16 protein-coding genes are annotated in these 14477 nt (G+C 27.0%); 13 read left to right on the forward strand and 3 right to left on the reverse strand.

What is annotated here, in order from left to right; all coding sequences use genetic code 11:
- Window positions 1-74 precede the first annotated feature (74 nt).
- Window positions 75-650: an ECF transporter S component gene (locus tag ABGF48_RS05445; RefSeq protein WP_408105325.1), complete on the reverse strand. Its 576-nt coding sequence runs from the start codon at window positions 648-650 to the stop codon at window positions 75-77.
- A 133-nt stretch (window positions 651-783) separates the two neighbouring features.
- Here ABGF48_RS05445 and ABGF48_RS05450 point away from each other — a divergent pair, with 133 nt between their 5' ends.
- The 3 genes from ABGF48_RS05450 (at window position 784) to ABGF48_RS05460 (ending at window position 3883) form a co-directional block, all read left to right on the forward strand.
- Window positions 784-2772 carry an amidase family protein gene (locus ABGF48_RS05450; RefSeq protein ID WP_408105326.1) on the forward strand — a complete coding sequence of 663 codons (1989 nt, stop codon included), beginning with the start codon at window positions 784-786 and terminating at the stop codon, window positions 2770-2772.
- 31 nt (window positions 2773-2803) lie between these two features.
- Complete coding sequence (locus tag ABGF48_RS05455; RefSeq protein WP_408105327.1) at window positions 2804-2983, forward strand: hypothetical protein; 180 nt, start codon at window positions 2804-2806, stop codon at window positions 2981-2983.
- Window positions 2984-3052: 69 nt separating this feature from the next.
- Window positions 3053-3883, forward strand: a complete 831-nt coding sequence (locus tag ABGF48_RS05460; protein ID WP_408105328.1) for a sulfatase-like hydrolase/transferase — start codon at window positions 3053-3055, stop codon at window positions 3881-3883.
- Window positions 3884-4089: 206 nt separating this feature from the next.
- On the opposite strand, the gene ABGF48_RS05465 is transcribed toward ABGF48_RS05460, so the two are convergent.
- Both ABGF48_RS05465 and ctlX read right to left on the reverse strand, forming a co-directional pair.
- Window positions 4090-4431 carry a CorA family divalent cation transporter gene (locus ABGF48_RS05465; RefSeq protein WP_408105329.1) on the reverse strand — a complete coding sequence of 114 codons (342 nt, stop codon included), beginning with the start codon at window positions 4429-4431 and terminating at the stop codon, window positions 4090-4092.
- A 43-nt stretch (window positions 4432-4474) separates the two neighbouring features.
- Window positions 4475-5368, reverse strand: coding sequence for a citrulline utilization hydrolase CtlX (gene ctlX / locus ABGF48_RS05470; protein WP_408105330.1), 894 nt, complete (start codon window positions 5366-5368; stop codon window positions 4475-4477).
- 126 nt (window positions 5369-5494) lie between these two features.
- On the opposite strand from ctlX, the gene ABGF48_RS05475 reads away from it, so the two are divergent.
- The 10 genes from ABGF48_RS05475 to gpmA all read left to right on the forward strand — a co-directional run bounded on the left by ABGF48_RS05475 (window position 5495) and on the right by gpmA (window position 14452).
- The gene (locus ABGF48_RS05475) at window positions 5495-6406 is read left to right on the forward strand and encodes an aminoglycoside phosphotransferase family protein (RefSeq protein ID WP_408105331.1); all 912 of its coding nucleotides are present in this window, start codon (window positions 5495-5497) and stop codon (window positions 6404-6406) included.
- A 60-nt stretch (window positions 6407-6466) separates the two neighbouring features.
- A complete protein-coding gene (locus ABGF48_RS05480; protein WP_408105332.1) occupies window positions 6467-6931 on the forward strand; it encodes a hypothetical protein in 465 nt (154 codons plus the stop codon).
- A 173-nt stretch (window positions 6932-7104) separates the two neighbouring features.
- On the forward strand, window positions 7105-8178 hold the full coding sequence (locus ABGF48_RS05485) for an ABC transporter ATP-binding protein (RefSeq protein ID WP_408105333.1): 1074 nt from the start codon (window positions 7105-7107) through the stop codon (window positions 8176-8178).
- Entirely contained in the window at window positions 8178-9074 is an 897-nt protein-coding gene (locus ABGF48_RS05490; RefSeq protein ID WP_408105334.1) for a carbohydrate ABC transporter permease, read from the forward strand. The genes ABGF48_RS05485 and ABGF48_RS05490 overlap by 1 nt, the downstream gene beginning before the upstream one ends.
- Window positions 9075-9083: 9 nt before the next feature.
- Complete coding sequence (locus tag ABGF48_RS05495) at window positions 9084-9902, forward strand: carbohydrate ABC transporter permease (protein ID WP_408105335.1); 819 nt, start codon at window positions 9084-9086, stop codon at window positions 9900-9902.
- Complete coding sequence (locus ABGF48_RS05500) at window positions 9886-11163, forward strand: MBL fold metallo-hydrolase (protein ID WP_408105336.1); 1278 nt, start codon at window positions 9886-9888, stop codon at window positions 11161-11163. Before ABGF48_RS05495 ends, ABGF48_RS05500 begins: the two co-directional genes overlap by 17 nt.
- Before the next feature lie 13 nt (window positions 11164-11176).
- Window positions 11177-12451: an extracellular solute-binding protein gene (locus ABGF48_RS05505; RefSeq protein WP_408105337.1), complete on the forward strand. Its 1275-nt coding sequence runs from the start codon at window positions 11177-11179 to the stop codon at window positions 12449-12451.
- A gap of 374 nt (window positions 12452-12825) precedes the next feature.
- On the forward strand, window positions 12826-13281 hold the full coding sequence (locus tag ABGF48_RS05510) for a hypothetical protein (RefSeq protein WP_408105338.1): 456 nt from the start codon (window positions 12826-12828) through the stop codon (window positions 13279-13281).
- Complete coding sequence (locus tag ABGF48_RS05515; protein ID WP_408105339.1) at window positions 13224-13634, forward strand: hypothetical protein; 411 nt, start codon at window positions 13224-13226, stop codon at window positions 13632-13634. Before ABGF48_RS05510 ends, ABGF48_RS05515 begins: the two co-directional genes overlap by 58 nt.
- Before the next feature lie 77 nt (window positions 13635-13711).
- Window positions 13712-14452: a 2,3-diphosphoglycerate-dependent phosphoglycerate mutase gene (gene gpmA / locus ABGF48_RS05520; protein ID WP_408105340.1), complete on the forward strand. Its 741-nt coding sequence runs from the start codon at window positions 13712-13714 to the stop codon at window positions 14450-14452.
- Window positions 14453-14477: the final 25 nt, after the last annotated feature.

The raw sequence follows: 14477 nt of genomic DNA on the forward strand, positions 1-14477 counted from the left end.
TATAAATAAAAATAAGAAAAAAGTGGCTGTTGCAAATAACATTTTTAGTTATTTGCAACAGCCTTTTTAACTGTTTATATTAAATTATTTTTAATTAAAATAGGTCTTACCGCCATATAAAATACTGTTGCAAAAATTACTGCCAATACAGAGTTAAACAATGTAACACCTGCTGAAATTTTAGCCAAAGCTTTTGCAATATTTTGAGGTTGTCCTAATAGATATAGTTTGTAAAAATATCCTACTAGTGGGTCAGCAATAACATTGAATCCCATACCACAAATAGAAGCTATTATAGTCCATTTTAAAATATATTTTTTATCATTACTTTTATTAATATATTTTAAGTTATGTGCAATAAATCCAACAATTAATCCTATACATAATTTCAATAAAAATGTTTTTGGTGCAACTAAAATATACACAGGATCCAACAAATCTCCAATTGTCATTCCAATTGCTCCAGCTAATCCTCCATAAAACCCACCTAAAAGTAAAGCAGCTAAAACTAAAAATACATTACCAAAGTGGAATGATGTAAAATCAGCTCCTCCAGGAACAGGAACTTTAATTTGTAAAAATTTAAATGCAATAAAGCATAATGCAGCTAAAATAGCTGTTTGTGTTAATTTTAAAATTTTATTATTCATCTATTTCTCCTTATGAGTTCAATATCTATAAGTCTATATTCGGTAATGACATTTGTCAATTATATATTTGAAATCACATAAATGTATTTATATTTGGGTTATAATTTTTTATATAAAATATAAAGGAGTAATTATGTATAAAAAAATAAAAAATATTTTATTAAAATATAGTGCAATTATTTTATCCGTACTATTGGTAAGTACAACAGTTGTAATTGCAAGTGATGCAAATGTAAAAAATAGCAGTAAATTCGTTTTAGATAAAGAAGCTTATAAAAAACTTTCTGCTACTCAAATGGCTAAATTGGTTAAAGACGGAAAAGTTACTGCAAAGCAATTAGTTGATTTGGCTTATGAAGTTATTGAAGAAACTGATCCTGTCTTAAATAATATAATAAAACAAGATGGAAAAACTATTAATCAAGCACTTAAAGATAGGGCATATGCTGATGCTGAAAACACTGAAAATAAAGATAAGCCATTTTTTGGTGTTCCAATACTTATAAAAGGACTAACATTTGAACTTGAAAATGGTATGAATTCTTACGGGCTAGAATTTATGAAGGACAATATTTCAAATAAAGATAATGGATTGGTTAAAACGTATACTGATTTAGGATTTATACCTATTGCTCAAACAACAATTCCACAAATGGGATTAATTAATGTTACAAATTCAAATCTGTTTGGCTCTACTAAAAATCCATGGAATACTGAAAAAAATCCTGGAGGATCATCAGGAGGATCAGCTTCGGGAGTAGCAATTGGGCAAAGTCCAGTTGCAACAGCTAATGATGCTGGTGGATCTATTCGTATACCTGCTTCATTTAGTGGTCTTATTGGATATTTTCCATCAAGTGGTGTTGTTAATCCAAACACCCAATTAAAATCTTCTTCATTTACTACTGAAAATTATATTTTAGCTGAGAAGATGGAAGATGTTACAGGTATTGCAAATGCTTTAGGCGGTAAAATAAAAGCCAATGATTTACATTTAGATAAAAGTAAAATTATTGCATATACTACAAAAACACCTGCAGGTACACCAATAAGCGATGAAGCGATATCGGCGGTAAACGATGCTGTAAATTTCTTAAAATCAAAAGGATATACTTTAGAAGAGGTTGAATATCCAATTGATGGTAAACAGATGATGATGGATTATTACATTAATGCAAGCAAGGCTGGGGGAATTTCAAATTATTTCTTTAATCAAAAATTTAAGAAAGACATGTCTAAAAATGATGTAGAATTATTAAACTGGGGATTATATCAATTAGGAAAAAAATTATCACCAGTTGATATGAAAAATGCAAAAAATGATTTAAAAAATTTTAGAGATAAAATGGACAATTTTTATGAAAAATACCAAGCATTTATAACACCTACTACATCATATTCTGCACCTGAAGCAGATTATAATCATATTCCTGAAAAATTAAAAGATAAGATGAAGGATATGTCCGATTTAAGTAAAGAGGAAGCGCTACAACTAATTTATGATCAATGGTTACCTGCTTGGACGATAACACCATTTACGCAATTATCAAATGTAACGGATACACCAAGTATAAGCATTCCTACTCATCTAACAAAAGATAATATGCCATTAGGTGTATTGATTTCTGCTAACAGATTAAATGATAATATTATATTAGAAATGGCTGAATTATTTGAAAATAACAATAAATTTTATTTATATCAAGATTTTGAAGAGTATAAAAAATATGGAGAAGACAGAAAAGTTGAATTAAAAGAAAGACAAAAAATTGATCAAATTTTGGAAGATGAAAGTGCTAGTATCATGGAAAAAGAAGGCTCAAAAGTAAAATTAGAAGATTCAAACAGTTCTCATTCTGATAAAAAATCTGATAAAAATGATATACATAGTAGTAATGATGTATTGCAAAAAAATATTGTTGATGATGAAGAAAAAAATAAAAATATTAATAAAAAGATAATTACAGTTACTGAAAATAATTTAGGTAAAATTAACAATGAAAACTCAAAAATTATAAATCCTAACACATCAGACTCTGGAGTTAAAACTTATATTTATATTATTGAATTTGCAATTATTGCCTTGATTGCTAAAAAAATATATAATAAATCTATAAAGTAATTATTTTATATTGAATTAAAGGAGAATAATTATGGAACAAAAGAATAAAATAGGATGTTTGGGTGGATTTATTGCTATATTGGTTGTTTTATATGTGTTATTAACTATCATGAAATTTTTTGTAAGTGTTACATTAAAAATTGCATGGTTTGGTTTAATTGTACTGTTGATAATGTGGTTATTTAAGGAAATATTTGGAAAAAATAAATAACATATTTGTCTATTAACTAAAGGGGATTATATGAAAAAACCAAATTTAATGATGATCTTGGAGTAGGAGATGTTTCAGCATTTAATCAAAATAGCAAAATTAGAACTGAATGTGTATGTTGAGAATGATAGAGTGACAACAATTCCTACTAAAATTACTGGAGAATTAAATTTAAGTAGATACAATGCTGAAAATCAACAAAAATGGCAAATTGGTGTTGCATCTGAAGACTATGATCATGTTAAGACACCGGATATAATGCAGGAAAAAGTATTAAGTTTGATTGATGAATATAGTAATCATGATAATCATTTTTTTATTTACTATCCAACTCCATTAGTACATGGACCACTTTTGCCAAGTGAAAAAGATTTGAAAAAATCTGGCATTGGAATATATGGGGATTTTGTCCTACAGGTTGATAGATACGTTGGAGAGATTGTTGATAGTTTAAAATCTAAAAATATATTTGATGATACCATGATAATATTTACAAGTGATAATGGAGCATCGGCAGTAGCAAATTTCCCTTACTTACTTTCAATCGGACATAATCCAAGTAATGGACTAAGAGGCAAAAAGGCAGAAATTTGGGAAGGTGGTAATACTAAGCCAAATATTATAACTTATCCTAGAATTATAAAATCAGGTTCTGAATCAAAAGGACTGATAAGGCATACAGACTTCTTTTGGACATTATCATATATTCTGTCAAATAAGTTAGAAGATAATACTGAGGAAGACTCATATTCTAATTTAGAGGTATTAAAAGGAAATAAAGATACTGTAAGAGAATTTATTGTATATAGTAGTGGAAATATATTAAAAATGGTCGATCAACTCCAGGTAAGATTCAAAAAAATGAACTTGAATTGCCTAAAAAAGATTGGGAACAAGTAAAGTGGATTGAAAATTATGAAGAATTTTTAGATGAAATTTCATAGTTGAAATTTGCTCAAATTTTAGAAAATTTTAATGGAACCTAAATAGGCTGTATAGCTAAAAGGTTCCATTTTTGCAGTGAAAATTAAGTAAGAAATTAAAAATAATGGAATCTAAAGAATTAATAAAGGCAAAAAGTTTCCATTATAGTCAGTTAATTATTTTTACAAATAGTCGTTTTTCTTTAATAAATAAATTATTGCGAAGCTCAATCCAAATGAAATTAGTATCAAGTACCAAAATGCGTTTGGATGATTTTCGGTATTGCTCATTTTTATAGGATAATTTAATATTAACAAATTTGGACTATCGTCGTCTAATCCTTCAGTTCGAGGAAGCTTATATTTATCAGTTATATCCGTGATATAATCTTTAGGTAAATTGTAAGTTGTGTATATTTCTTCAATTTCTTGATTATTAGGATGAATCATTTCAATCCATTTAAAATTACTATTTTCATTATATTTTTCAATTTTCTTTTCTACTATTGAATATTTGTTTATCATATTTCTTTCTTAAATATTTTAATTATCGATTATAGGTATTTTATCAAAATATTTCACCCATCATGCATCTGGCAGATCCGCCACCTATTTTTTCTATTGTTTCAATGTTTACTTTAACAATTGGAAGTGTAGATTCTATCACTTCTTTTTGTTCACTGCTCAAAATATTATATGCTGAATTTGACATTACAATAAATTTACCTTCATTTCCTTGAAGTTCAAGTACATTTCCTGCAAAATTTAATATTTGTTCAGAAGTTAATTCAATAATTTTATGATATTTTGATAATTCTGAAATTATATTTTCTCTATCATTTTCATCTATCAATTTACTAGCAACAAAAATGAAATCACTGCAGATACTCATCATTACATTAGTATGATAAATTTCACCACCTAGATGAAATGATTTGAATGTAAATCCATTATAATTAAGTGATTTACATATTTGTAAAAATAATTCTTTATCAGCTCTTTTAGAGAGAGAACAAAATGCACGTTTATTTACTCTATCAAAAATTATCGCACCTGTACCTTCAAGAAATTTTGAATTTTGATATGCGTATTTTGAAAAATCAAAAATTTGCATAGGATTATATATATCAATTAATTTATTCTTGAATTTAAAAATTTCTTCTCTACGATTTTCAGCAAACATTGGATAAATGCATAATGTGCCATTATGTGTTGAAAACCAATTATTCGGGAAAATACTATCAGGAGTGTAAGGATGATTTGTATCTTCAAAAATAATTAGATCAACACCTTTAGATTTTAGTATGCTTGTAAAATTTGAAAATTCTTCAAGAGCCTTATTTTGAATTTCATTATTGCTTTTACTTGATTTATTTTGATACAAATTGTCTTTTGCAGTTTCTTTGTTAAAGCTGAAGTTTACTGGTTTAATCATTAAAATTTTATTTGTTGATTGTCTCATATTTACCTCTTATATAATTTATTATTATCTTATCACTCAGTAATTTATAATACAATAAAAAACTATTTATTATTTTTTTGATTTGTGGTAATGTATATATAAATTTATTTAAGGGAGGAATTGATTATGAAAGAAATTGAAAAATTATATTTAAGACATAATATTATTTCCTCTGTAGAGCTTCTTAAAGGTTGGTCAAAAGATAAAAAATACATTCTAACATCATCAAATTCTGAAAAATTTATACTGCGTTTAACTAGTTCCGATTATTTCATGGAGAGAAAGCGTCAATTTAATATCTTGAAAAAAGTATCAAAACTTAATATAAATACTACAAAAGCTGTTGATTTTGGATATTTAGAAGATGGGACTGTATACATGCTTTTAACCTACTTACCAGGGGAAGAAGGTCTTGACTATATAAAAAAGGTAAGTGATGAAGAAGCATATAAATTAGGCATACAAGCTGGAAAAATACTAAAAAAATTACATCAAATTAAGATTAAAAGACCTGAAATTTCATGGAAAGACAGATACGATGTAAAAGCTGAAATTAAAATCAACAATATTTTGAATTGTAAATATAAGATAAAATATTTAGATAAGCTAATTAAATATTATAAGGACAATATTCACCTTATGGAAAATAGGCCAATAAAATTTTCTCATGGTGATTTCCATTTAGGTAATATGATTATTAATGATAATAAAATTGGAATAATTGATTTTGAAAAATCAACAATAGCCGATCCATATGATGATCTTAAACCGTTTAGATGGAATGTTTTTGGAAATGCATATTTTGAAACAGGACTTATAAACGCTTATTTTAGTAATAATATTCCTAAAAATTTTTTTGAAATATTAAAATTTTACTCTGTAGAGGCGATGATATCTCAACTTCCTTGGGCATTAAATTATGGACAAGAAGAGATAGATATGGCTTATTATATGATTGAAAAACAGATGGAATGGTTGGAAGTTTTGGATTTAATTGTACCTACATGGTATAAAGGAATTATTAAAAAATTTGAGTAAACTGTTCATTTTTGGGTAGAAATATACTGTACAAAGTTGAAAGCATAAAAGGAGATCGATATGCCAATCAATAGATTTTTGACAAAAAAAATTATAAAAATGGGAACAAACGGAGTTAAAACCGTTAGTAAGAAAATTAAAGATAATCCTGAAATAGCAATGGAAACATTAAAAGTTGCAAGTTCTGCAGTAGCTGGTGTATTTTTAGGTATTAAAAATACAAAAGATAAATATGTAAAAGTACCTGATGTTAGAGATTTATTAATTAGTGATGCTGAAAAAGTTCTTAGCGATTTAGGATTTGATGTTCATGTGATTCTTGATAAGCCAAATGCTAAATATGCAAATGAAAGAATTGAAGAAGTGACAAAAATTTTACCAAATTCAAAAAAACTTGTTAAAGGTTCATTAATTAAAATTTATTACCTAGATGAAGATGGAGTTGAAGAAAGTAAAAAACTTGCTGACGTACAAAATCATAAAAGAGAGAACAGTAACATTTTAAAAAGATTTTTGAAAAAATAAAATCTAGATGCTGTAAAATGACTTAATGTCATTTTGCAGCATTTTTTTATTTTAATTGATAAAAAATAAATAATTAATAATTTATTTTGTAAATTTTAATATTTGTTATATACTTAAATAGAGATATTTATCAGTAAATATGTCAATATAATGACAATATAGTGAGGTGTGTTATGATAGAAATCAAAAATTTGCAGAAAGTTTTTGATAATAAATTTGAAGCATTAAAAAGCATTAATCTTCAAATACAAGATGGGGATTTAGTATGTTTACTAGGTCCTAGTGGGTGTGGTAAAACAACAATTTTAAATTTAATTGCTGGACTTTTAGATCCTACAAATGGAGATATTAAATTTGATGGACAATCAGTTGTTGATTTACATCCAAAAGATAGGGGGATAGGGTTAGTTTTTCAAAATTATGCATTGTACCCACATATGACAGTTTTAGATAATATTATGTTTCCATTAACAGTTGGTAAAAATAAAATTTCTAAATCTGAAGCTATGAAGATAGCAAGAAAATATATGAAAATTACAAGTATTGAAGAATTAGAAGATAAAAAACCAGGACAAATGTCTGGCGGTCAACAACAAAGGGTCGCTATAACAAGAGCTTTAGTACAAAATCCTAAAGTGCTTCTATTGGATGAACCACTTTCAAATCTAGATGCACGTCTTAGACTTAAGATTAGAGAAGAAATTCGTCTTTTAGTTAAAGAATTAGGAATCACAACAATATTTGTTACTCACGATCAAGAAGAAGCACTATCAATAAGTGATAAGATTGTAATTATGGACAAGGGTGTAGTACAACAATATGACAAACCATACAATTTATATCTTGATCCAGTAAATCTTTTTGTTGCTAAGTTTATGGGGAATCCAGTCATAAATATTTATGAGTTTACAAAACAAGGCAATTCACTAGTTTCAAGAGATTTCAATATATCACTAAATGAACTTGATAATGCTAAATTAAAAGTAGAATTAATAGATGGACAAAAATATATTGTAGGTATAAGACCGGAATACTTTAATATTTCAGAAAAACCATTATTAAATGTTAATGTAAAATCTATTGAATTAATTGGTAAAGATTGTATTGTAAACTTTATGTTGAATGATGTATTTTCTAAGACAATTACAGATGTCGCAAATCGTGTCGAACAAGGAGATAATATTGGATTAGAATTAGATACTAAGGAAATTTACATTTTTACAGAAGATGGAAAGAGAGTATACTGATGAAAAATTTTAAGAAAAAGTTTTTTAAGTATAGAGCAGAAAATTCTCCAAAAGCTTGGTTATTTTTACTACCAGCTTTGATTTTTATTGGAATATTTAATGTAATGCCTTTGATAAATACTTTTATAATATCATTCCAAAGAGGAACATTAAATAATCCAAAGTTTAATGGAATTAAAAATTTTCAAATTGTATTGAAAGATCCAAAATTTCATAGAGCATTAACAAATACATTTATGTACGCATTTATAGTTGTACCAATTGCTTTGATTATTTCATTATTTATCGCTGTAGCTATAAATGAAAGAATAAAATTTAAAAAAGTATTTGAATCAATATTTTTTATTCCTTATTTGACAAGTATTATTGCGATAGGTGTTGTATTTAGATATATGTTTAATGGAGATTACGGATTCATTAATCACTTATTGAGTTTTATAGATATGGGACCAATTAATTTTTTGGATAACCCTGCAATGAGCATGACAACAGTTATGATATTTGGTATTTGGATGGGATTAGCATTTAATATCATAATATTATTAACAGGTTTAAGAAATATAGATGAAAGTTATTACAAAGTCGCTGACATGTTTGGAGCAACAAAATTTGAACAATTTAGAAGAATTACATTGCCACAACTAATTCCGATAATAACATTCTTATTACTAGTTAATTTTATTGGGGCGTTTAAGATTTACGGACAAGTTTTTGCTATATTTAACGGATTGCCAGGCATAGCTGAAAGTGCAACAACTGGTGTTTTCTATATTTATACTAAATTCTATACAGAAAATAGATATGGTCAAGGTATGGCAGCAGCTGTTATTTTATTCTTTATAATTTTAATATTTACAGTTGTTCAAAATAAAATATTAAAGAAAATTTCTAAGTAGGAGGGGAATATGAAAAAAATATTTGACTTTATTTCAAGATTTGCAATTGTGATTTTAGCAGTAATAACATTATTCCCATTTATTTACATGTTGTTATCGTCACTTATGACATTCCAAGAGGCGACAAGCATACCACCAAAGTTATTTCCTTCTAAATTAAACTTTAGCAATTATGCTGAAGCATTTAGTAAGGCGCCATTTTTTAGATATTTTTTAAATACAATTTTTACATCATTATCTACAACATTGGGTACATTGGTTACCACAGTACTTGCAGCATTTGCATTTGTAAAATTACAATTTAAAGGGAAAAAATGGTTATCACTTTTTATGGCAGCTTTATTAATGGTACCATATGAAATTACGGTATTTACAAATTATCAAACCATCGCTAGATATAAATTGCTTGACACTTATTGGGCATTAATTATTCCTCACTTAGCAAGTGTATTTTACATTTTTTATTTAAGAGGATTTTTAGAAGGAATCCCAATGTCATACTATAATGCAGCTAAAGTTGATGGATGTTCTGATTTAGAGTTTATTTGGAGAATATTGATTCCAATGTCAAAACCTGCGTTATTTACAATGGGAATATTGAGCTTTATTACAGGATGGAATTCATTCTTATGGCCAATACTTGTAACAAATAATAAAAACATGAGATTAATAAGTAATGGTTTATCTGCATTTACATCTGAAAGTGGTACGGCTGTACAACTACAAATGGCAGCATCAACATTTGCCATTTTCCCAATTTTAATCTTATATTTTGTATTTAGAAAACAAATTATGAGAGGGGTGTCAAGAAGTGGAATTAAAGGATAAAAAAACTAAAATTAAGTTTTATGCAGGAATGCGTACAATCGGTGGGACATATATAGAAGTAAGTTATCTTAATCATAGAGTATTGTTTGATTGTGGATCTATTTTTGATCCTACAATAACAGAAGAAATTGATAGTTTAAATAAAATTTTATCCTATGAATTAGTACCTAGAATCGATGGCGTTTTTGATAAAAAAATTACATTAGAAAATGATGAAAAATATAAAAATACTGCATTTTGTGTTTCACATGTTCATTTGGATCATACAAAAATGATTAATTATATTGATGAATCAGTTCCGATATATATGACAAATGATACAAAAAATATATTAAATGCATGTAATGTAAATAAAGATTTTATATTTAATAATTTAAATTTAACAAAAAATACACGTGATTTAATTGGCGTGAATTACGGAGAAACGGTTAAAATTGGTGAAATACAAATAAAATTTATTAGAGTAGATCATGATGCATACGGAGCATGTGCATTTGTAATAACGACTCCTGATATGAAAATTGCATATACCGGAGATTTAAGATTACATGGATATTTAGAAAATGAAACATTAAATTTCATTAATGAAGCGAAAAATTGTGATGTATTAATTTCTGAAGGAGTATCTGTTTCATTTATGGATTTTGATGATGAATTAGAAGATGAGTATGCTACTGAAAAACAATTGATTGCGGAATTTTCAGATATATTAAATCAAAATTTAAATAAACAAATTACATTTAATTATTACATTACAAATATTGAAAGATTATTAAAAATAATCGAAATTTCAAATAGAAAAGTTGTTTTAGACGCTTTGGAAGCATATGTATTATACTCAACTACAGGGAAAAAAGTAAATTATTATTGTTTAGATGGAAAACATTATAATTTAGATGAAAAATTAGAAATTTCATATGAAGAATTATTAAATGATTGTAGAAAATATTTATGGCAATTTAAGTCGATTGAAAAAAATGATGCGTCTAAATTGAAAAAAAATGGGATTTATATCCATTGTGATGCAAGTCCACTAGGAGAATTTGATCCTTCATATTTGCCATTTGTCTCAAATTTTGAAAATAATGAAATAAATTTTAAGGAGCTAAAATGTAGTGGACATGCTCATCCTAAAGATTTATTGAAAATAATAGATGGTATTGGACCTAAAATTTTAGTACCAATTCACTCATTTAAACCAGAAATGTTGTATAATAAAAAGGGGATAACAATTTTACCCGAAAAAAACGAAATAATATAATTGGAGGGATTATATGAAACTTAAAAATTTGTTGGCTTTATTTTTAGCTTTTGCATTGGTTTTAACAGCTTGTGGACAAACTAATAAAACTAATGAAAAAGAAACTAAAAAAGTTGAAACAACAAAAGAAGGTAAGGCAAAATTAGAACCAGCTAAAGTTGTTTTTTGGCATGCTATGAATGGTAAACAGGAAGAAGCATTAAAAGAAATAACAAAAGCATATATGGACAAAAATCCAGATATTAAAATAGAATTACAAAATCAATTAGGTTATAAGGAATTACAAGAAAAAATTACAAATACTTCTTCATCTCCTGATAACTTACCAACAATGACTCAAGCATATCCAGATTGGATGTTTAATCCAATTAAAGATGATTTAGTTGAAGATTTAACAAAATATACAAAATCATTAGCAGACTACAACGATATTCTTGAAGGATTTAGAAATGGTTCAATGATTGATGGTAAAGTATATTCAATGCCATTCAATAAATCAACAGAAGTTTTATGGTACAACGAAGATTTATTCAAAGAATTAAATCTAAAAGTTCCAACAAACTTAGATGAACTAAAAGAAGTTTCAAAGAAAATTTACGAATCAAAGAAAATTCCTGGTTTAGGATTTGATTCTTTAAGTAACTACTATACAACATTCTTAAACGCTGAAGGTGTTAAATATGATGATAAATTTGATCCAACATCAGATTCTTCAAAGAAAGCTGTAAATTACTATTTAGACGGTGTAAAAGAAGGTTATTTCAGAATTGCAGGTACAGACAAATACATGTCAGGACCATTTGGTAATCAAAAAGCTGGTATGTACATCGGATCAAATGCTGGTGAAACATACGTTTTACAAGGAGCAAAAGGTAAATTCACTCCAAAAGTTGCAAAATCACCATTCCCAGCAACAATTCAACAAGGTACAGATGTATTTATCTTTAAGAAAGCTACAGATGCTGAAAAGAAAGCTGCATTTGACTATTTAGCATTCTTAACAAATAAAGAAAATCAAATTACATGGGCTTCAAAGACAGGTTACATTCCAGTTAGAGAATCAGCAGTAAATGATGATAAATACAAAAATTCAGGTTCATTAATAGCTCCAATTTTAGGAGAAGTAACAAAGAATCTATATTCAAACCCAATATTAAGTGGCGCAAATAATGCCTACAGAGAATCAGGTACAGTTTTAGAACAATTATTAGCAGATCCTGCAAATGCAGATGTTGATGCAACATTAAAGAACTTCAAAACAACACTTGAAGGAATTTGGAATCAATAATGAATTACAGGCAGCATTGCAATTGCAGTGCTGTTTTTTTGGTTAAGCACAATCATTACTACTAAAGTTTATCTTGTACAGACGAATACTTGTTATTATTATGACTCAGGAGATGTAGAATTTAATTTTTGGAACAGAATTGTGAAAAACAAAGAAACTGTTCCAAAATGGAAGCAGGAAAAGCAGGGAAATTTGGAACAGAATTGTTGAAAATACAAAAACGGTTCCAGAGCGACTAATTTAATCACTACCAATACATAAAAGTATAAATTACCATAATAAATATATTAAAAAAAATTAATAATAATGACAGTTTCATTTTCTAAAAGTATGTAATAATAATATTATAATATAATATGAAAGGAATGTGGAAAATGAAAAATTATTATTTTCAATTTAATTTATTAAAGAAACTATTAAAGCATATATTGAATTATTACAAAAAGTTGTATAATTCTCTACCTGAAAATGAGGAAAGTTTTGGAAGCTTGAGGATAAAGGATAGAAATGCATTTTATCATGTATATAGAGATAAGGTTAGTGGAAAGTTAAAAAATGAGTATATAAAAGATAAAGCTAAGATTAAATCTTTAGCACAAAAAACATATAATAAAAAAGTGAAAAATATGTTACATAAAAATATAAACGTAATGTTAAAACTTGATAAAGTTTTAGAAATGGGAAGTGTAGATGATTTTTATTTAAATTTATCAAGTCATAGAAAAAATATTGTAACGCCAGTAGATAATACACATGTAAATTATTTTAATCAATGGAAAATAAAAAATATGATTCATTACCATTTAGAGATATTGATCAAAAGATTTTAACTAATAAAGGTGATCGTGTGAGATCTAAAACTGAAAAAATTTTGGTGGATAAGTTTTATAATTTGGGGATTGAATATAAGTATGAATGCCCAATATCAATTGCTGGAGAAGTAAAGTATCCTGATTTTACTTTTTTTGATTTTAAAACAGGTGGAGAAATTTATTGGGAACATTTTGGAATGATGGATGATGACGACTATTCAAAGAATGCATTAAAAAAATTAAACTTTTATCAAAGAAATAATTTTATAGTTGGTAAAAATTTAATAGTTACATTTGAATCTTCTAAATCATATGTTGACTATGAGGTTGTGGATATTTTAATTAATGAATACTTGATAAATAACAATTGACATTTTTTTGATTTTTAGAGATAATATTTTTAAGTATGTTAATTATAATGTACAAAAGAATAAGGAAGGATAAATATATGAAATTAGTATTAGTTAGACACGGTGAAAGTGAATGGAATAAGTTAAACTTATTTACAGGTTGGACAGATGTAGAATTAAGTGATAAAGGCCACGAAGAAGCTATCGAAGGTGGTAAAACACTTAAAGCTGAAGGATATGACTTTGACGTATGCTATACATCATACTTAAAGAGAGCAATCAACACATTAAATCACGTTTTAGAAGAAATGGATAGACAATGGTTACCAGTTGTTAAAACATGGAAATTAAACGAAAGACACTATGGTGCATTACAAGGTTTAAACAAATCTGAAACAGCTGAAAAATATGGTGAAGAGCAAGTTAAAATCTGGAGAAGATCATTTGACGTACAACCACCATCATTAGAAGAATCAGATGAAAGAAATCCAAAATCACAAGAAGCTTATAGAGGTGTTACAGAAGAATTACCTTTAGCAGAAAGCTTAAAAGATACAATTGCTAGAGTTATTCCTTATTTTGAATCAACAATCAAAAAAGATATGTTAGATGGTAAGAGAGTATTAATCGCTGCTCACGGTAACTCATTAAGAGCATTGGTAAAATACTTTGAAAAATTAACAGATGATGAAATCATGGGCGTAAACTTACCAACAGGTATTCCATTGGTTTATGAATTTGATGAAGACTTTAATGTTGTATCAAAAGCATTTATTGGTGATCAAGAAAAAATTGCAAGCAAGATTAATGCTGTAGCAAATCAAGGAAAAGCTAAATAATAAATAAAAAAAAACTCTCTTCAAA

This window comes from Helcococcus bovis (genome assembly GCF_046035835.1).
Taxonomy (GTDB): Bacteria; Bacillota; Clostridia; order Tissierellales; family Peptoniphilaceae; genus Helcococcus; species Helcococcus bovis.

What these genes read in the sequence shown, in the direction of transcription:
- ABGF48_RS05445 (WP_408105325.1), bottom strand. Translation starts at nt 650, where the DNA reads ATGAATAATAAAATTTTAAAATTAACACAAACAGCTATTTTAGCTGCA.
- ABGF48_RS05450 (WP_408105326.1), top strand. Translation starts at nt 784, where the DNA reads ATGTATAAAAAAATAAAAAATATTTTATTAAAATATAGTGCAATTATT.
- ABGF48_RS05455 (WP_408105327.1), top strand. Translation starts at nt 2,804, where the DNA reads ATGGAACAAAAGAATAAAATAGGATGTTTGGGTGGATTTATTGCTATA.
- ABGF48_RS05460 (WP_408105328.1), top strand. Translation starts at nt 3,053, where the DNA reads ATGTTTCAGCATTTAATCAAAATAGCAAAATTAGAACTGAATGTGTAT.
- ABGF48_RS05465 (WP_408105329.1), bottom strand. Translation starts at nt 4,431, where the DNA reads ATGATAAACAAATATTCAATAGTAGAAAAGAAAATTGAAAAATATAAT.
- ctlX (WP_408105330.1), bottom strand. Translation starts at nt 5,368, where the DNA reads ATGAGACAATCAACAAATAAAATTTTAATGATTAAACCAGTAAACTTC.
- ABGF48_RS05475 (WP_408105331.1), top strand. Translation starts at nt 5,495, where the DNA reads ATGAAAGAAATTGAAAAATTATATTTAAGACATAATATTATTTCCTCT.
- ABGF48_RS05480 (WP_408105332.1), top strand. Translation starts at nt 6,467, where the DNA reads ATGCCAATCAATAGATTTTTGACAAAAAAAATTATAAAAATGGGAACA.
- ABGF48_RS05485 (WP_408105333.1), top strand. Translation starts at nt 7,105, where the DNA reads ATGATAGAAATCAAAAATTTGCAGAAAGTTTTTGATAATAAATTTGAA.
- ABGF48_RS05490 (WP_408105334.1), top strand. Translation starts at nt 8,178, where the DNA reads ATGAAAAATTTTAAGAAAAAGTTTTTTAAGTATAGAGCAGAAAATTCT.
- ABGF48_RS05495 (WP_408105335.1), top strand. Translation starts at nt 9,084, where the DNA reads ATGAAAAAAATATTTGACTTTATTTCAAGATTTGCAATTGTGATTTTA.
- ABGF48_RS05505 (WP_408105337.1), top strand. Translation starts at nt 11,177, where the DNA reads ATGAAACTTAAAAATTTGTTGGCTTTATTTTTAGCTTTTGCATTGGTT.
- ABGF48_RS05510 (WP_408105338.1), top strand. Translation starts at nt 12,826, where the DNA reads ATGAAAAATTATTATTTTCAATTTAATTTATTAAAGAAACTATTAAAG.
- ABGF48_RS05515 (WP_408105339.1), top strand. Translation starts at nt 13,224, where the DNA reads ATGGAAAATAAAAAATATGATTCATTACCATTTAGAGATATTGATCAA.
- gpmA (WP_408105340.1), top strand. Translation starts at nt 13,712, where the DNA reads ATGAAATTAGTATTAGTTAGACACGGTGAAAGTGAATGGAATAAGTTA.